This window comes from Thalassotalea sp. ND16A (assembly GCF_000764205.1).
Lineage (GTDB): Bacteria > Pseudomonadota > Gammaproteobacteria > Enterobacterales > Alteromonadaceae > Thalassotalea_A.
In genome coordinates this window covers 1-19,010 of the sequence record NZ_JQDZ01000013.1, presented here as the reverse complement: position 1 = coordinate 19,010, position 19,010 = coordinate 1, and the positions used below count along the sequence as shown (strand labels likewise).

Genomic DNA, 19,010 nt, shown 5'->3' with positions numbered 1-19,010 from the left:
TTCAGTTTAGTTGGTATACCAAGTGCCATCCTCTTTTGGCACAAACCAGGGTCTTGAGTACCAATAAAAACGGCCAGGTTTTGAAATGCTCGGCGCCGTACAATTACTGCGATTTCGACCCGGTTTAAATTTGGCGTCAAAATTCATGGTAAAACGTTCTCTGCCTTGCCAGCTTATTTCGGCTATGCCCGCACCGGCAATAAAGCACGAGAGCATGTTCGGATAAAAATCAATTAGTTCAATTTCTACGGTTTTATTCGGTTGCTCACCAAACGGCACAATAGTCATCGCCCGCTGGCTTTTTTTAGATACATTGAACGCAACCGAGTTGAGCTTATCTTTTAACGGCCCAAGCCTGTCATAGGGCATAGACGCCGGAAATCTGGGTATTGCGGTTAAATCGGTACTTGCGCCAACCGGGCCTGATTGTTGAGTGAAAACGGCAAAGCCTAGCTGTTCCAGTTTTTGTTGTGCTTGTGGCGTATACTCGCCGTATGGCAGAGCAAAATATTGCCAACTTTGGCCAACTTTATCGGCAATGACCTGCTCAGCGGCTGCTAACTCGTCAAGTTTTTGCTCAAGCCAGGTGGCTGCATCGATACCCTTTGGGGTTTTTATTAAAGAATCGTGACGTAAACCATGGTTGGCAATTAACACGCCATCATCGGCCATTTGTTTGATTTGCGCCCAGTCTAAATAGGCACCGCTGCTCTTTGGCACCGTTTCCGGGTTGATAAATAGGGTATAAGGGTAACCGTATTCGGTTAATAACGGATGGCCGTTGTATAGGATATCGCTATAACCATCATCAAAGGTGATCACTAGGGTTTTATCTTCTAACGGCTGTTTTGCCTTTAAGCTATCTACCATGGTATTTAACGGGATCACTTTAAAACCATTGTCTTTAAAGTATTGCAGGTGCAATTTAAATTGCGCTGGCGTTATCGACGTACTTTTTGGTGTTTTGTCACTAACATGGTGGTAAACCAGCACCACGGTTGCCCTGGCGCTACTGGCAAAGATCAATAATAAAAAGATGAGTATACGAAACGCCATTAAAATACCTAACACAACTGAATCAATCAAAAAGATATAGTGTATTATACTAAGTCGGATAAATATCTGCTCATTTTAATTCACGGCTGAATGAACATAGAATTTATCCGTTTCACATCATGAAAAAGTAGATCACATACTTAATCAAATTGCTATGATAGCCGGTGCCAATTATCATGCGAATTAATAAGGTGTTTTTTTGACACAACATGCATTAACCGAACGCAAAGCGCTATTTGCGTTAGCCATTCCGATGATCCTCTCCAATATCACGGTGCCATTACTGGGCTTAGTGGATACCGGTGTTATTGGTCATTTGCCAGAGGCCTATTATCTGGGAGCCACTGCGGTCGGCTCGATGATTATTACCTTTATCACCTGGTTTTGTGGTTTTTTACGCATGTCTACTTCTGGCTTGTCGGCGCAAGCCTATGGCAGCAGGGATCAACAGCAAATTTTACTGGTGTTAGTGCGTGGCTTACTGGTAGCACTGTTGATCGGCATTATCATTATCCTCTTGCAAGTCCCCTATATTAATTCTGCTCTATGGTTATCGGGGGGCAGTGAACAAGTACAGTTCTTTGCCAGGCAGTACAGTACCATAAGAGTTTGGGGCATACCTGCGGCGCTGGCGAATTTGGTAATACTGGGCTGGTTGTTAGGCATGCACAAAGCCAAATATGCGATGTGGCTATTAATTGTCACCAACCTGGTGAATGTCATTTTAGATCTATTGTTTGTGTTAGTGTTTAACTGGCAGGTGATGGGCGTTGCACTGGCCACTTTAATCGCCGAATATTCCAGCTGCGTATTGGGCTTATATTTAATTAGCAAAACCCTGAACATCAAGCCGAAAGACTTGCTCAATACCCTGGCATCAATAAAGCAGTCGTTACTCGATAAGGCCGACTTAAGCCCATATTTAAAGCTCAATCGAGACATAGTGATCAGAACTTTGTGTTTAGAAATTTGCTTTGTCTTTATCACTTTCCAGGGTGCAAGACTCGGGGATACAGTGGTTGCCGCCAACGCCATTTTGTTGAATTTTCTGTTACTGATCTCCTTTGGACTCGATGGCATTGCCTATGGCGCAGAAGCACGTGTGGGCCGGGCTAAAGGCGCTAAAGACCAGCCTGCGCTGCAACTTGCGGTCGCCATTGCGTTAAAATACAACGTAATATTTGCCCTTATCTACAGCCTGTTTTTCTATCTGTTCGGCTTGCAATTGATCATGGCGCTGACCGACATACCTGAAGTTATCGCCTTTGCCCGGGAATTTTTACCCTGGATCATCGTTCTACCTGTACTTGCCTGTTGGTGTTATTTGTTTGATGGTGTATATATAGGATTAACGCAAGGTGCAACCATGCGAAATTCGATGGTTATTTCCACTTTTGCCTGCTTCTTTCCGTGCTGGTTAGTATTGCAAGGGTTTGGTAATCACGGTTTATGGGCAGCATTTAGTCTGTTCATGGTTGTCCGCGGCTTAACCCTGTATTGGCATTACCAGCGCCACAAAAACAGCTTTTGCTAAACTAATCAACGGGCAAAAATGGACAACCGGATTAATGAAGGAAACTAAGTGCTGACCACCTTATTTGTTGTAATAGCAGCCATGCTTTTTGCGCTATTCATCCTCAGCAAAGTATTAAAATTTCATCGCAATATTGCCGTGTTATTTTTTTGTATGCCAATGCTGATATGCATTTCACCGACCATTACCTTTGTTGGCGGCTTGCTCGCCAGTAAAATTGCACCAGATCCGAGTTTAGCGACTCTACCGTTAACCATCTTAATAATAGGTATTGCCACCTCTACTTTTTTAGTGGCCGGATTGTCGAGAAAGTATGGCCGTAAAATGGCAACCAACTTAGGTTTCGTGCTGGCCTTAACCGGTACGTTGTTAGCCATGTATGCGGCCATTATTGCCCACTTTTACCTATTGTTAGTTGCCGCCTTCTTGCTTGGTGGCAGTTTAGCCTTTGCTCAGCAAATGCGCTTTGCCGCGATTGAAAGTGTCAATAAAGAGCAAGCGGCAAAAGTCCTTTCTGCGCTGATGTTGTCCGGCATTTTTGCCGCCATGATTGGCCCTGAAATCGCCTTCTTAGGCAAAGACTGGATCGATTCACCACATGGCTATGCCGGTTCATTTCTCGCCCTGGCGTTAGTGGTTATCTTGTCTTGGCTAGTGTTTCAACTGTTTAGCAACCCGCAAATGAGTGAAGACAATGTCAATGAAAGCCAAGTTAGGCCGTTAACTGTCATCATCAAACAGCCGATCTTTATTATCGCCTTATTTTCCGCTGCCATTGGTTATGGCTTAATGAGTTTTATCATGACGGCAACGCCATTGAGTATGCACGAAATGAATGGTCATTCATTAGCAGACACCAAATGGGTGATCCAAAGCCACATTGCCGCCATGTTTCTCCCTTCTTTATTTACCGGCATATTGATCAAACGTTTTCACAGTGCCAATGTGTTATTGGTGGGTACCTTGATGTTTGCTGTAGTTGCCGTCATTGCCTTAACTGGCCAGCAAGTGGTGCATTACTGGTGGGCATTAGTGTTGTTGGGTATTGGCTGGAATTTTCTGTTCATTACCGGCACCGTGTTATTGCCCGAAAGTTATCACGCCGGTGAACGCTTTAAAGTACAGGCAGTAAATGATTTTGCCATTTTTGTGGTGCAAGGCTTTGCCTCGCTGTTGGCTGGCTGGATTTTATTCAAAAGCAGCTGGAACGTACTCATGTATAGCAGCATGCCTTTTATTGCCATTATGCTTGTTGTCTGTATTTGGCATTACCGTAATCGCAGTCAAAGTCATTAAACTCATCAATCTGAGTCCAGGTTGACCAAATAACAAAGGATGAACATGCAGTTTCGTAAAATTAAGTTATATCATTACCCCGCCACCCGCAGTGCGCGGGTAAAATGGGTGTTGCATGAAACCATAGGCGATAATTTTGACGTTGAAATTGTGCCTTTATATGAAGGCAAGCAATACAGCGCCGAATATTTGGCAATGAACCCAAATCACAACGTACCTATGCTGGAGATCACTCTGGACAATGGTGACACCACTACTATGTTAGAAAGTGGTGCCATGGTGACCCTATTTGCCGACAGCTTTGGTGACGCAAATCTGGCACCGAAAGCGGATAGCGCAGGTATTGAACGTGCCGATTATTTACAGATGCTGTACTTTGCCAGCTCATGGATGGACATGATGCTTTGGCAAATCCGTATTCATCAAGATATCTTAGCGAAAAACGAGCGCGATGAGAAAACCGTTGAGCGTTATCGTGAAAAGTTTACCACTGAAGTAGAACCACAGCTGATCGACAGATTGAGCAAGCATGATTATATTTGCTCCGAGCAATTTTGTGCCGCCGATATCATCATTACCCACAATATTATGTGGGCGAAAATGTACGGCCTTTGTCAGCATGAGGTGTTTAGCCAATATTTATCAAGGGTGACAAAACGTCCGGCATTTATCAAAGCCTTCAGCGATGCCAAACAGTTCAATTTAAAGCCTGATAAAGACGCCGCGGTGAAAAGTAATTTCTCTGGCTGATCCCTGCAACCCTCCCTATCCACCATGATTTACAAGGAAGTAATGAATGCCACGATCACCGGATGTGATGGCGTGGTCCATGGCCCGGGAGGATAAGCACTTCCTTGTGCCACGCCGCTCCATACTCCATGTATCCACGGCAGATAGGCCAATCCCTGGCCAAAAAAAAAGACATCACCTGGATGTCTTTTTTATTGAATTTCCAATGGTTCTTTTAGTAGTAAGAATGCTCACCACGTTGATGTTCGGTAGCATCGCGAACACCTTTGATTTCACCGCCCATAATGGCGATAAGTTGTTTCTCAACACCATCTTTCACGGTTAAATCAATTTGGCTACAACCATTACAGCCACCGCCGAATTGTAACACCGCATAACCGTCTTCGGTGATTTCCATTAACTGACATTCGCCACCGTGGCCGGCAAGGCTTGGGTTTACTTCCGACTGAATGAAGTAATTCACTCGTTCAAATAACGGTGCATCATCGTTTACTTTGCTTAATTTGGCGTTTGGCGCTTTCAAGGTTAATTGTGAGCCCATTTGGTCGGTAACAAAATCAACTTCGGCGTCCACTAAAAAGCGTTCACTGTCTTTATCCACCAAGCCAGCAAAACCATTAAATTCAATGCGAATGTCGTCAGGTTCTACCGCTTCTGGCGGGCAGTAAGAAACGCCACACTCGGCTTGTGCAGTGCCCGGGTTTACCACAAACACCCGAATAGCAGTGCCTTCGGCTTGTTGCGATAATAACTTAACGAAATGCTCTTGGGCAGTTTCAGAAATTTTGATCATGTTTGTCTCACTTCACACTAACGATTTTGCCGGATAGCAACTTGCTACCTTATCTTTTGTATCTTATGCCTTGTACCTTGTACCTAACATGCCACATACCCGACTAATTTACTCAGGTATGTGGCTATAATACTATTCTCCAAGGCTAAGAGCCAGTTTTGTTATGGTTAAATTTATAACAATTTAAATAAAGCACAGAAAAGTTAGCAAATATACTAGGTAATTGCTTGTTAAGCTGTTAAAAAGGCTATAATTTTATTTCAACAAAAAATTTTACCCACTTTTAAGGAGTCTGTGTTGTTGAACCTGATAAAAGCCTTATTGCTAACCTGGTTAGTTAGCAGTGCCTTTGTACAAGCGGAACCACTAGAGTACTTTTTCCCCGAAAATGGCACTTATCGATCGACCATCCCAACTCCTGAATCAGTATTAGGTTTTAACGTCGGCGACCGGCATGTGCGTCATGACCAGTTAATCAGCTATTTTCAACAACTGGCCGCGGCAAGCGATAATGTCGTCTTGAAAGAGATAGGTTTGAGCAATGAACACCGCAAGCAAGTTATTGCCACTATCAGTAGTGTCAAAAACCTGGAGAACTTAGAACAAATTCTCGCCGACCGACGCACCAACACTAAGCAGGAAGAAGGTGCGCCGGCGGTGATCTGGTTAGGTTACAGTATTCACGGCAATGAAATTTCAGGGGCAAATGCCTCAATTTTGGTGGCCTACCAACTGGCGGCAGCGATCAATAACGACATTAACCGCTTATTAGACAACTTGATCATTGTGATTGAACCTAGCATGAACCCAGATGGTATGGACAGGTTTACCACTTACGCCAATGGCAACCGTAATAAAAGTTACAACAATGACCCGAATCACCGCGAGCATCAATTTCAATGGCCGTCTGGGCGTACCAATCATTACATGTTTGATTTAAATCGTGACTGGTTACCACTCACCCAAATAGAAAGTAGAAATCGGGTGCGTAATTTTCATCACTATAAACCTAATGTGTTAGCCGATTTCCATGAAATGGGCAAAGATAGCAGTTACTTTTTCCAGCCTGGCGTACCGTCGCGCAATAACCCACTAACGCCTGCAAAAAACATTGAGTTAACCGAATTATTTGCCAACTACCATGCCAAAGCGCTAGACAGTGATAACCGCCTGTACTATTCCAAAGAAGGCTTTGATGATTTTTACTACGGCAAAGGCTCAACTTATCCTGATATTAATGGCAGCGTTGGCATTTTATTTGAACAGGCAAGTTCGCGTGGCTACGTGCAACACAGCGATAATGGTGATGTCACCTTAGCTTTTGGCGTAAAAAATCATCTGTTAACCTCGTTTTCGACGCTCACCGCGGCGCTGGAAAACAAACAAAAATTACACCAATTTAGACATGACTTCTACGCCGGCATCAACAAGTTGGCCGGCAAAGAAGATTATGCCGGTTATTTGATCAATGAAGATCATGACAGCCAGCGTTTGCGCGATTTTTTAACCTTACTCGATCGTCATCAAATTGAAAGTTATCCGTTAACCAAAACCTATCGTGGCGAACATCAAAACTATGATCAGGGCAGCAGTTATTTTATTCCGTTAAAACAACAGCAATACCGGTTGATAAAAACCATTTTTGAGCGAGTCACCACATTTAAAGACAATACCTTTTATGATGTCTCTGGCTGGACCTTACCCCTGGCCTACAACATTAAATCGGTACGGGTTGAAACCAGCCGAGGTTTAAGTGTGTCGACATCCCCTTGGCAACCAACCGGAATAGCAGTGGCAAGCCCAACGACAGCGGCATACGCCTATGCGTTTTCCTGGGATAACTATAACGCCCCCAAAATGTTAAATACGCTGTTAAACCAAGGCATAGTGGCAAAGGTCGCCACCAAGGGTTTTTCGCTGAACCAGGGTGAACAGCAACAAGGCTTTGCCGCCGGGAGTATCGTCATTCCACAGGGCTTACAAACCAGCAGCAACTGGTTAGAAACCCTTACCAATATCCAAAAAGACAACGCCATCGAACTGGTTGCTATCAACACCGGGTTATCGATTAAAGGTGTCGATATCGGCAGCCCATCGTTAAGACCATTAAAGCCAATCAAAGCGATGATGATTGCTGGTCACGGGGTATCGCAATACGAAGCCGGCCACATGCTGTATTACCTTGATGACACTTTAGGCATTCCGTTATCCGTTATTGATACGTTTCGCTTAAGCACAGTGGATTTCTCCGCCTACACCCATATCATCATGGTTGATGGCGAGTATAAAAACATGCCCGATGGCACCAGTAAAAAGCTAAAGACCTGGATTGAAGCCGGTGGCACCATTTATGCGCAAAAAGGGGCAACGCGTTATTTAGCCGCAAGAAACTTACTGAATGCCAGCTTCACTTCTAAAAATGAAATTAATCGCTTATTCAATAGCGCCAATTTAACCTATGAGAATAAAGCCGACCTGGCCGCACAAAAGCGCATTGCCGGCACGATATTTTCCACCAATATCGATTTAAGCCATCCGTTAACTTATGGCTATCACGACAAGAAACTGCCGGTATTTAAAAACAGTACGGTGATTATTGAGCAACCTTCCAAACCGTTTGTTACCGTGGCCAGATATGACAGCGAACCACTATTAAGTGGCTATGCGGCGCCAGAAATGACCGATAAGGTTGCCGGCAATGCCGCCATTATTGCCCATAATGTCGGTAACGGCAGAGTGATAGCCAGTACCAATAACTTAGTGTTTCGCGGTTACTGGCAAGGCACCTCGAAAATTGTCGCCAATGCGTTATTCTTCTCCAAAGCATTTAGCGTGAGCACCGAAGACCAATAGTCATACCAGTTCGCGTAATGAAGTGAGCAATTGAGAATGATATAGAAAGCTTTAGAACAACTGAAATTTTGAATAGATCGTTATTCATATCTTTTTGAAATTTCAGGAAGTTATCAAGCTTTATATACATTCCCGAAGGGGAACTCATATGTTGTTTATATGAGTTACTCAATGACCAGATCATTATACGGATTGGTATCAATCATTGGGCAGGGTCAAACAGACACTCAACACGGTAATTTTTTTCACCCCGTGTTGAGTTAACAATTTTGCCATCTCACTCACCGTCGCTCCCGTGGTTAACACATCGTCAACAATGCCAACGTGAGCGGGTAAATGGCACGGTTTCACTAAGCAAAACGCGCCGTGCAAATTTCGCCGTCGTTGAGCGCCACTTTGTCCGACTTGTTGCTCAGTTTTGCTTTGCCTGATGATCAAGCTTTCATCGTATGCACATGGCAAGTGCCGTTCCAGTTCCTTAGCAATCAAGGCGGCCTGATTGTACTGCCGCTCTCTTAACCGCTGTGGGTGAATCGGCACCGGCAATAATAATGTCGGCAATTGCTGTTCTAATTGATGATGTGTGATTTGCGCAACCAGTAGTTTTGCCAATAATTGCCCAATTTCAAAACGCTGTTGGTATTTGAGTTGTTGTACCCAACTGGCAAAGGGCCACTGATAAGGGGCTAAACAAATTAACTGCTGAAAATGAATTTGCGGCAAATGCCGGGCAATTTTAGGGTGATTCAATAAATTTCCTTTTACCAGCGTTAAATTAAAGGTTGCCAGGTCTTGCTGGCAAGTGCGACATAACAGCGAGTGATTATCTGAGGGTTGCAGGCACAAATCGCAAATTTGGATGAATTTTCTCGGCTTTAACAGACATTTAACCAACCACGAGCCAAAATATTGAAAAAAACTACGAATAGTTGAATTGATGATTTCCATTAGCGCCTTCCTTTGCTTAAAATTAATGACTATGTAGTCCAATAATCACAATCATTAATAAGCATGGCAAAACAATTGCAATTTCACACCCAAGGTAGCGGCTTTTCATTGGTATTTCTTCATGGCTGGGGCCTGAACAGTGCCATTTTCACTCCGCTCGCCGAAAAACTGGCCAAGCATTATCGAGTGACCACCATAGATTTACCCGGCTTTGGTCAAAACAGTCAGTTGCAGGTAGATGATTACTCGTTAGATAATATCAGCGCCATGGTGGCGCAATGCCTTGTTACGATTAACCAACCAAGCATTATTATTGGTTGGTCGCTGGGTGGCTTGGTGGCCACCAACATCGCCTTACATTATCCTGAAAACATCAGCGCTTTGGTCACCATTACCAGTTCACCTTTCTTTGTTGAACAACCCAACTGGCCGGGCATAAAGGCCGAACTGTTACAGTCATTCCATCAGCAACTGAGCATAGATGCGCATAAAACCATTGACGCATTCCTGAAAATTCAAGCGATGGGCTCTGAGCATATCCGCCAGGATATCAAGCAAATTAAAGCGTTAATAAAACACTACCCTGAGCCGACAACAACAACCTTAGATCAGTCATTATCACTGTTGGAAACGGTGGATTTGCGCGCCAAGATTTTGGCCTTAACACAGCCGATGCTAAGAATGTACGGTCGACTCGATGCCTTAGTACCGAAAGCGATGATCGGACAAATGGATAAATTGCTGCCAGATAGCGACAGTTATACCTTTCATCGCGCCTCGCACGCTCCCTTTATCAGCCACAGCGATGAATTTTACACCGTGTTAACCGATTGGATTAGTGGTAATATCGATCACTATTGAACAAGGCATTGAAAGTATTGCCTTTATTTTGTCAGCATATGTTCAATATTACGTGTTTGAGCATACACTATAAATGAACACAAAAATGACTCACTTTTCGCCTGGCACTTAATAAAATAGGCAAGTTAGCATTTAACTAAAGAGAAACACAATGGAAGACGCGAGCTGGAAAGCAGAATTAAAGCATTATTTAAGTTATATCGGCGATAACCCAGTTTTGCATGCGGCAGTGATCATTCTGGCGTCGTTAATATTCGCCTGGATCTTAGATAAAGTGATCATGGCCTGGGTGCGTAAATTAACCACCAAAACCAATGCTGACTTTGATGACAAACTGGTTGAATTGCTGCATAAACCGATGTTTTATTCCATTTTGGTGTTTGGTTTGACTATTGCCAGCAGTGTGATCAAGTTACCCGAATCGGTAACCTCAGTATTATTCCCGGCACTGTTTACCTTCTTATTGGTGCTGTGGACATTATTTGGTTTGCGCATTACCAAAATTATCTTAAAACGCATGGCAATAAACGAAAAGCATTTTCACTTATTGCACAATCAAACCTTGCCACTGTTTGAAAATTTGGCGTTAATTTTAATTCTCGCGCTGTCGGTATACTACATATTCTCCTCTTGGGATATCGATATGTCGGCCTGGCTGGCCTCTGCCGGTATTGTCGGTATCGCCGTGGGTTTTGCCGCCAAAGATACCCTGGCCAATCTATTTTCCGGGGTGTTTATTATGGCCGATGCGCCCTATAAAATTGGCGATTACATCGTGCTAGAAACGGCCGAACGCGGCGAAGTGACTCATATAGGCTTGCGCAGCACACGTATTCTTACCCGCGACAATATTGAAGTTACCGTACCAAACTCGGTAATGGGCAATACCAAAGTGATCAACGAATCGGGTGGCCCAAGCACTAAGTATCGAATTCGGGCACAAGTTGGCGCAGCCTATGGCACCGACATCGATTTGGTTGAAAAAGTATTGCTGGAAGTGGCGCACAACAATGAAGCTATTTGTTCTTACCCTGACCCTGTGGTGCGCTTTCGTACCTTTGGCGGCTCAAGTTTAGATTTTGAACTGATGGGCTGGATCACCGAACCGGCCTTACGCGGTCGAATTTTACATCAGCTAAATAGCGCAATTTATAAGAAATTCGCCGACCACAATATTGAGATCCCTTACGCCAAACAAGATGTCTACATTAAAGAATTTCCCGCAACAATGTCACCACCGGCGGCAAACATTGACGATGATGGCAAGTTAAACCTTGCCCAAGATAAATCGGCCGGGTAAGCGCGAATGGTAACCTGGCCAGCGCTAATAAAACACGACGGTGAAGACGAGCTCATTTATATTGAGTCACAAACGCAGTGGCAAAATGATGAAGAGATGTTGCTGTATATCTTCACCGAACGTGACGTGTTAATTGATGCCAGCGGTAAAGTCTTTTCGTTATCGGTGCTACAACAAAATATCAATGCGGAGCAACACCTGGCGATAGCCAGTGTCGATAATATATTGGAATTGGTACGCGCCCATGCGGCCATTAGCCAGCAATGTTGTATTGAAAAAATTTTTTGTCAAACCACGGCGCAAGCGATTGAACTAGTGAAAGAGTTAGCTGACTAATAAATCAGCAAGTGTTAACATAGCACCGACAAACAAAAACGGTTTATTTAAACGCTTCCATCGAAGTATTCGCAGTAAGGCATGCTCAAAAATGAAGTTTATCGCAGTATTATTTTTTGCATTTTTATGCCTGGTTTTATTCATGACCAATACTGGTCAGCATAGCTTTGTGCTGGATATTAGACACGCAATTCCTAATGGCGATAAAGTTGGTCATATTTGTATGTATGGCAGCTTAGCTTTTTTTGCCAACTTTGCCTTTCGCTTCAGGACTTTTAAGTTCAGATCATTAATAGGTAAAGTGTTCAGCCAATACGGTACCGCGTTGGTATTACTGTTTAGTACCATGGAAGAGTTCAGCCAAATGTTCATCGCCACCAGAACCTTCAGCCTTTACGATATGGCGGCAAACTTAACCGGCATCACGGTGTTTACCCTGTTCTCCCTTTACCTGGGAAAATACAGCAGCCGTTACAACCAACGATTATTAGTTAGGTCTTAGTCCTAATTCCTAATTCCTAATTCCTAATTCCTAATTCCTAATTCCTGGCCATCATAAAACAAAAAAGGCCGTAACAACAAAAGCTGCACGACCCCTTTATAGAACTTTCTAACTTTCTAACTGACATTAGATCCCGTATTGCTCGCGATAGGCTTTCACACTTTCTAAATGCTGCTGCATTTCTGGCTTGTCGGCTAAGTAAGTAATCACATCGCCTAAGCTAACTATAGCAATTACCGCGGTATTAAAGTCACGTTCAACTTCTTGAATCGCCGATAATTCACCCTGGCCTTTTTCCTGACGGTCCAGTGCAATTAATACCCCAGACAGCTCAGCGCCATGCGCCTTGATGATTTCCATCGACTCACGAATGGCTGTACCTGCGGTGATCACATCGTCCACCAGCATGATTTTACCTTCAAGCGCTGAACCAACCAGTGAACCACCTTCACCATGAGTTTTTGCTTCTTTACGGTTAAAACAATATGGCATATCCATATCGTAATGATCTGCCAATGCTACGGCTGTGGTAGTCGCAATTGGAATACCTTTATACGCCGGGCCAAACAGTAAATCAAAGTCGATATCAGAGTCAGCCAATGCCGCCGCATAAAAACGACCTAAACGAGCCAGATCTCTGCCGGTATTGAACAAGCCAGCATTAAAAAAGTAAGGGCTGGTACGGCCAGACTTTAAGGTAAACTCACCAAACCTTAATACTTGTTTCGCTAGGGCAAATTCAATAAATTCGCGTTGATAATCTTTCATTATACTTTCCTATAAACTTTGTCTTGAATGCTTAGCTTAACGCCGCTTTTTGCGCATCAAACAATTCATTAATACCAGCTTTGGCCAATTGCATCATGTCTTGCATTTCTTCAAAACTAAATGGCGCTTCTTCGGCAGTACCCTGCACTTCAATCAGTTTGCCGGTATCTGTCATGACTACATTCATGTCAGTTTCAGCAGCGCTGTCTTCCGGGTAATCTAAATCGGCAACTGGCGTACCTTGATAAATTCCCACCGATACGGCAGCAATCATATGTTTAAGCGGGTTAGTTTTTAACGCGCCTTTGGCACGCAAATAATCTAACGCGTCGACTAATGCCACACAAGCACCGGTAATAGAGGCAGTACGAGTACCACCATCGGCCTGGATCACATCACAATCAACAACGATAGTGTTTTCACCCAGCGCAGATAAGTCAACCGCAGCACGTAAGGCACGAGCTATTAACCGTGAAATTTCTAAGGTTCGGCCACTTTGCTTGCCACTAGCCGCTTCACGACGCATGCGAGTATGAGTTGAGCGCGGTAACATTCCGTATTCGGCAGTGATCCATCCTTTGCCCTGGCCTTTTAAAAAGCGTGGTACACCTTCTTCGGCACTAGCGGTACAAATTACTTTGGTATCGCCAAATTCAATTAACACTGAACCTTCAGCGTGAGCGGTGAATTGACGGGTAATGGTTACTGGGCGTATTTGACCAGCAGTTCTGCCACTTGGACGCATAGACATTCCTAAATATTGAGATAATTGGGATTTATTAATTGCTGCGCATTATAAAGGCTTATCGGCAATTTTTATAGCTGTTTTCTTGTTCAGTACACCTAAGTAAGTGAACACAGCTGATGAAACTAAATGAAATATAGTTAATACTAACAAGGTCATGTTTGATAAGTATTAATTGAGTTAAGAAAAGTTACGATGAAAATATCTATTGTGGCCTGGTTAAATACCCTGCTGTTATCGCTATTATTGGCCAGCAGCCTCGCTTTTGCCGGCAACGACCTGCCGTTATACAGCAAAATTTACGACGAGCAACGGGACCCTTTTAAAGACGCAGCAGCGGCAATCACCTTAGCCAAGCAAACCAACCGCAATGTATTAATCGAAATTGGCGGTAACTGGTGTACCTGGTGCCACAAAATTGATGCGTTTTTGGCGAAAAACCCGGATGTGTATCAACAATTGCATGCCAATTTTGTGTTGTTAAAAGTCAGTGTCAGTGACAGCAATGAAAACAGCGATTTTATGAAAAGCTTACCGCCGGTATTGGGTTACCCGCACATGTATGTAGCCACCGGCAAAGGCAAAATGATCTTATCAAAAGATACCGCCGAGTTTTTAAATAGCGGTGATAGAGCGGGTACCTATTCCAGAACCGCCTGGTTAGAATTTATTGCGCTGTGGGCCGCCAAGAACAATGCGCAAAACCTCGCCATAAAAGATGAAATAACCGGCAACTCTGCTAACAGCAATACCAGCACCAATACCAGCAAAGAACAGGGATAGTTATGGATTCGTTTTTCGATCAAGATTACCGCACACCGCAATGTTTACAGCAACGTCTGTCGCGCCGAAACTTTCTCAAATCGGCCGCCATGGCGAGCGCCTTAACCACAGTGCCGCTGGCAACTTTTGCCAGCATTGAAGTTGCCGATGTAACGCAAGAGCCATGGTTAACGTTAAATGCCACGCTAGAGCACTTGCTGCCAAGCTCCAAGACAGGGCCAGGCGCAAAAGAACTGCAAGCCATTCATTATCTGTATAACGTGATCAAACAATACCCCATTGACCAGGATGAAAAAGAATTTATCACCAACGGTGTCGGTTGGCTCAACGGTTATACCAACAAACAATTTCAACAACCGTTCGCGCAATTAAGCACAAGTGATAAAGAATCGTCATTACGCGCCATCAGTCAGTCGCGTGCCGGTGAAAATTGGCTCAGTACCTTATTAAGCTATTTGTTTGAAGCCATGCTGGCGCCACCGGCCTACGGCGGCAACCCCAAAGGCATTGGCTGGCAATGGCTTAAACATAAACCCGGCTTCCCACTGCCCAAAGAAGGCAAACGCTATTATGAACTGCCCGCGTATGCAGCAAAAGAGGCACAACCCATCAGCATCAAAAATATCGATGACAACCTTGCTAGCGGTTCCGCTACCACTAAACCGCCAGGGAAAGCACTGTAATGCCTAGAGAAAATGACAAAGTTATAAAAAACAACGAAGAAAAGTTGAAAAACTTTAACCCCAACGACACCATTCGCAAACACCCGCCCAAATACGATGTTTGCATAGTTGGCAGTGGCGCAGGGGCATCACCTGTGGCCTATACCTTAGCGAAAGCCGGTGCAAAAGTACTAGTGCTAGAGAAAGGCCCGTGGCTCACCGAGGAAGATTTTTATAAAGACGAAATGGCCTGTTGTCGCCGCACTACTTATTCGCCCGAGCTCAAAGACGAACAACACGTCATTGAAGAAGAATATGAAACCGATGAAGGTAAAAGTTACTGGCAAGGCGAAGCCACCAGTGAATCGGGCTGGGATTTTTGGAACGGCAACATGGTGGGTGGCTCGTCAAATTTAATGAGTGGCTATTTCCACCGGTTAAAGCCGATGGATTTTCGCTTGAAATCCGAATTTGGCGAGATCAAAGGCGCCAACATTGCCGACTGGCCGATCAGTTACGAGGAGCTAGAGCCGTATTATGACAAAGTCGATAATGAAGTAGGCGTATCTGGCAAAGTGGTACAGCACCCTTACTTAGAGCCACACAAAAGCGACTACCCTTTCCCGCCTACGGCTGAGCACCCTATTTCGGCCTGGATAGACAAAGCCGCAAGCGATATTGGTTATCACTCGTTTCCGGTGCCAAGGGCGGTGTTATCACAACCTGCCATGGGCCGACAAAGCTGTGAGTATTCCGGTTACTGTTCCAGTTATGGTTGCTCATCGGGCGCCAAAGGCAGTGGTCGAGCGGCACTGTTAAACCATGCGGTTGCATCGGGCAATTGCACCATAAAACCACACGCCAAAGTGTATAAAATAGAATCGGATGACCAAGGCGAAGTGAGCGGCATTTGGTATTACGACAAACAAAACCGCAAACACCGAGTGCAGGCAAAAATTTTCGTCATCGCTTGTCAGGCGATTGAAACGTCAAGATTGTTACTGGCCTCAACCGGGCCAAAGCATCCGCAAGGATTAGCCAATAATCAAGATCAGGTAGGCAAGAATGTGATCTTTTCCGCCGGCGGCAATGGCCAGGGCGATTTTTTGTTTGAGCAATTAAGCGACGAACAAGAACAACAACTTCGGGTTGTCGGCCCGTTTATCAACCGCGCCCTGCAAGACTGGTACAAAATAGACGACAAAAGCTTTGGCAAACCGGCCAAAGGCGGCACCATAGATTTTCTCTTTCATCAAAACGCGATCGCCAAAGCCAGCGGTGAAAAGTGGGACAGCGACGACAATTTAGTCTGGGGCGAACAGTTAAAAACGAATTTGCAGTACGCCTTTAATTTTGGCAAAACCCTGCGCTTTGAAGTGTTCAACGACTGGCTGCCAACCGACGATTGTTTTGTCAGTTTAGACACCGATACAACGGATAAATGGGGCGACCCGGTGGCGAAAGTGAGAATTGGCGCCCACCAGCACGATTTAAAAGTCGGCGAGTATTTAACCGAAAAAGCAGAAACGCTATTAACAGCCATGGGCGCCACCAATGTCAGTTCCTCGGTGAGTTCATACCCTCCCGCCAACCTACAAGCTGGCGGTTGTCGCTTCGGTGATGATCCGAAAACTTCCGTGTTAGACAGAAACTGCAAAGCCCATGATGTCGATAACCTATACGTGACCGATGGCTCGTTTATGCCCACTGGCGGCAGTGTGCCTTATACATATACCATCTACGCCAATTCGTTTCGAGTTGCCGATAAAATCAAGCAACGGTTAGAACTCGCTTAAATTTCCTCAACTTTAGATACAATACCGCTCATTAAGCAATTGATGAGCGGTTTCTTACCTTTCTCTCTGTCACACATTGCCCGTTCCCCATCTGTAGTGCATAATTCTGTTACCAATTGGCACCATACAATTTAAACAGTGCTGATTGCCTTATTTAATCGATTTAATATCAAACTACAGGTAATTATTATGATCCATAGCATGACTGCTTTCGCCCGCATCGAGGTGAAAGGTGACTGGGGTAACGCCGTTTGGGAAATCCGCTCGGTAAACCAACGCTTTCTTGAAACCTATTTTCGCATGCCAGAGCAATTTCGTGGCTTAGAGCCGGTATTGCGTGAGCGTTTTCGCAAGCAATTAAACCGCGGTAAAGTAGAATGTAACCTGCGCTTTAACGCCAACCCGGCCGCCAAAAGCAACTTAACCATCAATCAAAAACTCGCCGAGCAACTGATCGAAAGTGCCAACTGGGTGATCAACAAAGCAGGTGACGGCAAACTTAGCCCGGTTGATATTATGAAATGGCCTGGCGTAATGGAAGCAGAAGAAGCCGACATGGATACCGTATCGGCAGAACTGTTAGCCGGTTTTGATCAAGCATTAAAAGACTTTAAAGCCGCCCGTGCCAGCGAAGGTGCGAACATGGCCGAAGTAATCCAGCAACGCCTGGATGGTATTACCGCGCAAGCCGAAGCCGTAAAAGCACACATGCCAGAAATCATTTTGTGGCAACGTGAACGCATTATTGAAAAATTTATAGACGCCGGCATCGACCCAGATTCGACTCGCCTTGAACAAGAACTGGTATTACTGGCACAAAAAATGGACGTAGATGAAGAAATTGATCGCCTGTTCAGCCACGTAAAAGAAACCAACAAGACCTTGAAAAAAGGTGGCCCACAAGGCCGCAGATTAGATTTCATGATGCAAGAATTTAACCGTGAAGCGAACACCTTAGGTTCAAAATCTATCAACACCGACATCACTGCTGCCGCAGTTGAACTTAAGGTGTTAATTGAGCAGATGCGTGAGCAGATCCAAAATATTGAGTAGTGTTTCACCAGTTAAAATGATCAATAAAACCGCTAACTTAGCGGTTTTATTTCTATTGGTTTTCGATATGATTTCTTTTGTTCAAAAAAGTAGTGACATAAAGGGCCTGTCATTAATTTTATAGCTTACTCATTTGATCTATTTCCATAGTTATATGTCACCACGTTACAACTAACCTATTGAAACTGTAACCAAATGAACGACAAACAGATAAATTATTAATTAAACTTGGTGAACATGGCAGGTATGTAATAGGTAATGGATTGAATTTACGGATTGCCAATCAAAGTATTGTAACAACCTCTACTTAGGTGGCCAAATTTGTTATACCACTACAACCACTCTGAGCAAGCAATGCTAGGTGATTTCACTAAGGCATTAATGGATGCAATTAAGGACAGTGGTGAAGCTCACGAAAATCAGATGATGCAGCTATTATCTAATCCCGATAAAGCTACTGGCTTTTCGAGGTTGGTGTTTGGTTTGTTGAAGTTGGCTGATAGCTAAATTTTGGATAAACAGCTAGCCCCGAACAATTATAGAAATTAGGAAAGATTATTAAGAAGTCAGTTTGGTTAAAAATATCATAATGATAGTCTATCAAAGTGTTAAAAAATTTCGGTTTATATTCTGAATAAAAAAAGTTAAAAGGCTGAATGGACAAACCTTGTAATAAAATTATTAGACATCATATATTTATGTATGCTTTATTTTTTATAATTAGATAGGAATTTACGAATGAATCAGTGTGGTATTTTAAAGGAGGTTGAAAGTAAGTTTGGAGTTAAAGCATCAACTTATCTTAAAAATAAGCATCAAGGAGGTAAGAACAATGAAAAAGGAGCAGTGACCTGGTCAACTAATTTCACACACCCCAGTTAAGCAACCAATTTCAAATCAAATCCTAAACTATCATTGCCAGCTTCAAAGTTATTTGGACTTTTATAATCCAGATAAGAATGTAATCTGTGGCT

19 protein-coding genes are annotated in these 19,010 nt (G+C 43.9%); 14 read left to right on the top strand and 5 right to left on the bottom strand.

Annotated features, from left to right (window positions below; translation table 11 throughout):
* Positions 1-6: 6 nt before the first annotated feature.
* Positions 7-1,056 carry a polysaccharide deacetylase family protein gene (locus ND16A_RS15895; protein ID WP_033076239.1) on the bottom strand — a complete coding sequence of 350 codons (1,050 nt, stop codon included), beginning with the start codon at positions 1,054-1,056 and terminating at the stop codon, positions 7-9.
* Between the two features lie 199 nt (positions 1,057-1,255).
* On the opposite strand from ND16A_RS15895, the gene dinF reads away from it, so the two are divergent.
* From dinF to ND16A_RS15910, 3 genes are read left to right on the top strand one after another with little or no spacing between them, the layout of a single operon-like run.
* On the top strand, positions 1,256-2,590 hold the full coding sequence (gene dinF / locus ND16A_RS15900) for an MATE family efflux transporter DinF (protein WP_033076238.1): 1,335 nt from the start codon (positions 1,256-1,258) through the stop codon (positions 2,588-2,590).
* A 48-nt stretch (positions 2,591-2,638) separates the two neighbouring features.
* Positions 2,639-3,886: an MFS transporter gene (locus tag ND16A_RS15905; protein ID WP_052072842.1), complete on the top strand. Its 1,248-nt coding sequence runs from the start codon at positions 2,639-2,641 to the stop codon at positions 3,884-3,886.
* 45 nt (positions 3,887-3,931) lie between these two features.
* The gene (locus tag ND16A_RS15910) at positions 3,932-4,636 is read left to right on the top strand and encodes a glutathione S-transferase family protein (protein ID WP_052072841.1); all 705 of its coding nucleotides are present in this window, start codon (positions 3,932-3,934) and stop codon (positions 4,634-4,636) included.
* Positions 4,637-4,850: 214 nt separating this feature from the next.
* On the opposite strand, the gene nfuA is transcribed toward ND16A_RS15910, so the two are convergent.
* Entirely contained in the window at positions 4,851-5,429 is a 579-nt protein-coding gene (gene nfuA / locus ND16A_RS15915) for a Fe-S biogenesis protein NfuA (protein WP_033076237.1), read from the bottom strand.
* Between the two features lie 294 nt (positions 5,430-5,723).
* On the opposite strand from nfuA, the gene ND16A_RS15920 reads away from it, so the two are divergent.
* Positions 5,724-8,282, top strand: coding sequence for a M14 family metallopeptidase (locus tag ND16A_RS15920; RefSeq protein WP_052072840.1), 2,559 nt, complete (start codon positions 5,724-5,726; stop codon positions 8,280-8,282).
* Between the two features lie 198 nt (positions 8,283-8,480).
* Here the strand turns inward: ND16A_RS15920 and ND16A_RS0118725 are convergent, their stop codons facing one another.
* Positions 8,481-9,230 (bottom strand): ComF family protein, encoded by a 750-nt coding sequence (locus tag ND16A_RS0118725; RefSeq protein WP_052072839.1) that lies wholly within the window; start codon positions 9,228-9,230, stop codon positions 8,481-8,483.
* Between the two features lie 75 nt (positions 9,231-9,305).
* On the opposite strand from ND16A_RS0118725, the gene bioH reads away from it, so the two are divergent.
* The 4 genes from bioH to ND16A_RS15940 all read left to right on the top strand — a co-directional run bounded on the left by bioH (position 9,306) and on the right by ND16A_RS15940 (position 12,229).
* Positions 9,306-10,091 (top strand): pimeloyl-ACP methyl ester esterase BioH, encoded by a 786-nt coding sequence (gene bioH / locus ND16A_RS15925; RefSeq protein WP_235281961.1) that lies wholly within the window; start codon positions 9,306-9,308, stop codon positions 10,089-10,091.
* A 151-nt stretch (positions 10,092-10,242) separates the two neighbouring features.
* Positions 10,243-11,391: a mechanosensitive ion channel family protein gene (locus ND16A_RS15930; protein WP_052072838.1), complete on the top strand. Its 1,149-nt coding sequence runs from the start codon at positions 10,243-10,245 to the stop codon at positions 11,389-11,391.
* Between the two features lie 6 nt (positions 11,392-11,397).
* Complete coding sequence (locus tag ND16A_RS15935) at positions 11,398-11,727, top strand: DUF4144 family protein (RefSeq protein ID WP_033076235.1); 330 nt, start codon at positions 11,398-11,400, stop codon at positions 11,725-11,727.
* A gap of 91 nt (positions 11,728-11,818) precedes the next feature.
* Positions 11,819-12,229, top strand: a complete 411-nt coding sequence (locus ND16A_RS15940; protein ID WP_033076234.1) for a VanZ family protein — start codon at positions 11,819-11,821, stop codon at positions 12,227-12,229.
* 126 nt (positions 12,230-12,355) lie between these two features.
* Here the strand turns inward: ND16A_RS15940 and pyrE are convergent, their stop codons facing one another.
* Positions 12,356-12,997 (bottom strand): orotate phosphoribosyltransferase, encoded by a 642-nt coding sequence (pyrE, locus tag ND16A_RS15945; RefSeq protein WP_033076233.1) that lies wholly within the window; start codon positions 12,995-12,997, stop codon positions 12,356-12,358.
* Between the two features lie 31 nt (positions 12,998-13,028).
* A complete protein-coding gene (rph, locus tag ND16A_RS15950; RefSeq protein WP_033076232.1) occupies positions 13,029-13,742 on the bottom strand; it encodes a ribonuclease PH in 714 nt (237 codons plus the stop codon).
* A 195-nt stretch (positions 13,743-13,937) separates the two neighbouring features.
* Here rph and ND16A_RS15955 point away from each other — a divergent pair, with 195 nt between their 5' ends.
* From ND16A_RS15955 to ND16A_RS21210, 6 genes are all read left to right on the top strand, one after another.
* Positions 13,938-14,525 (top strand): thioredoxin family protein, encoded by a 588-nt coding sequence (locus ND16A_RS15955; RefSeq protein WP_081945446.1) that lies wholly within the window; start codon positions 13,938-13,940, stop codon positions 14,523-14,525.
* A 2-nt stretch (positions 14,526-14,527) separates the two neighbouring features.
* Positions 14,528-15,208, top strand: coding sequence for a gluconate 2-dehydrogenase subunit 3 family protein (locus ND16A_RS15960; protein ID WP_052072837.1), 681 nt, complete (start codon positions 14,528-14,530; stop codon positions 15,206-15,208).
* Positions 15,208-16,983 (top strand): GMC family oxidoreductase, encoded by a 1,776-nt coding sequence (locus tag ND16A_RS15965; RefSeq protein ID WP_081945445.1) that lies wholly within the window; start codon positions 15,208-15,210, stop codon positions 16,981-16,983. The genes ND16A_RS15960 and ND16A_RS15965 overlap by 1 nt, the downstream gene beginning before the upstream one ends.
* Positions 16,984-17,172: 189 nt before the next feature.
* The gene (locus ND16A_RS15970) at positions 17,173-18,036 is read left to right on the top strand and encodes a YicC/YloC family endoribonuclease (RefSeq protein ID WP_033076231.1); all 864 of its coding nucleotides are present in this window, start codon (positions 17,173-17,175) and stop codon (positions 18,034-18,036) included.
* 321 nt (positions 18,037-18,357) lie between these two features.
* Entirely contained in the window at positions 18,358-18,543 is a 186-nt protein-coding gene (locus ND16A_RS15975) for a hypothetical protein (protein ID WP_033076230.1), read from the top strand.
* Positions 18,544-18,774: 231 nt separating this feature from the next.
* Positions 18,775-18,918 (top strand): hypothetical protein, encoded by a 144-nt coding sequence (locus tag ND16A_RS21210; protein WP_160173476.1) that lies wholly within the window; start codon positions 18,775-18,777, stop codon positions 18,916-18,918.
* The last annotated feature ends 92 nt before the right edge of the window (positions 18,919-19,010 follow it).

What these genes read in the sequence shown, in the direction of transcription:
- ND16A_RS15910 (WP_052072841.1), top strand. Translation starts at nt 3,932, where the DNA reads ATGCAGTTTCGTAAAATTAAGTTATATCATTACCCCGCCACCCGCAGT.
- ND16A_RS15960 (WP_052072837.1), top strand. Translation starts at nt 14,528, where the DNA reads ATGGATTCGTTTTTCGATCAAGATTACCGCACACCGCAATGTTTACAG.
- rph (WP_033076232.1), bottom strand. Translation starts at nt 13,742, where the DNA reads ATGCGTCCAAGTGGCAGAACTGCTGGTCAAATACGCCCAGTAACCATT.
- ND16A_RS15895 (WP_033076239.1), bottom strand. Translation starts at nt 1,056, where the DNA reads ATGGCGTTTCGTATACTCATCTTTTTATTATTGATCTTTGCCAGTAGC.
- nfuA (WP_033076237.1), bottom strand. Translation starts at nt 5,429, where the DNA reads ATGATCAAAATTTCTGAAACTGCCCAAGAGCATTTCGTTAAGTTATTA.
- ND16A_RS15940 (WP_033076234.1), top strand. Translation starts at nt 11,819, where the DNA reads ATGAAGTTTATCGCAGTATTATTTTTTGCATTTTTATGCCTGGTTTTA.
- ND16A_RS0118725 (WP_052072839.1), bottom strand. Translation starts at nt 9,230, where the DNA reads ATGGAAATCATCAATTCAACTATTCGTAGTTTTTTTCAATATTTTGGC.
- ND16A_RS15965 (WP_081945445.1), top strand. Translation starts at nt 15,208, where the DNA reads ATGCCTAGAGAAAATGACAAAGTTATAAAAAACAACGAAGAAAAGTTG.
- ND16A_RS15930 (WP_052072838.1), top strand. Translation starts at nt 10,243, where the DNA reads ATGGAAGACGCGAGCTGGAAAGCAGAATTAAAGCATTATTTAAGTTAT.
- ND16A_RS15955 (WP_081945446.1), top strand. Translation starts at nt 13,938, where the DNA reads ATGAAAATATCTATTGTGGCCTGGTTAAATACCCTGCTGTTATCGCTA.
- ND16A_RS21210 (WP_160173476.1), top strand. Translation starts at nt 18,775, where the DNA reads ATGAATCAGTGTGGTATTTTAAAGGAGGTTGAAAGTAAGTTTGGAGTT.
- ND16A_RS15970 (WP_033076231.1), top strand. Translation starts at nt 17,173, where the DNA reads ATGATCCATAGCATGACTGCTTTCGCCCGCATCGAGGTGAAAGGTGAC.
- ND16A_RS15935 (WP_033076235.1), top strand. Translation starts at nt 11,398, where the DNA reads ATGGTAACCTGGCCAGCGCTAATAAAACACGACGGTGAAGACGAGCTC.
- pyrE (WP_033076233.1), bottom strand. Translation starts at nt 12,997, where the DNA reads ATGAAAGATTATCAACGCGAATTTATTGAATTTGCCCTAGCGAAACAA.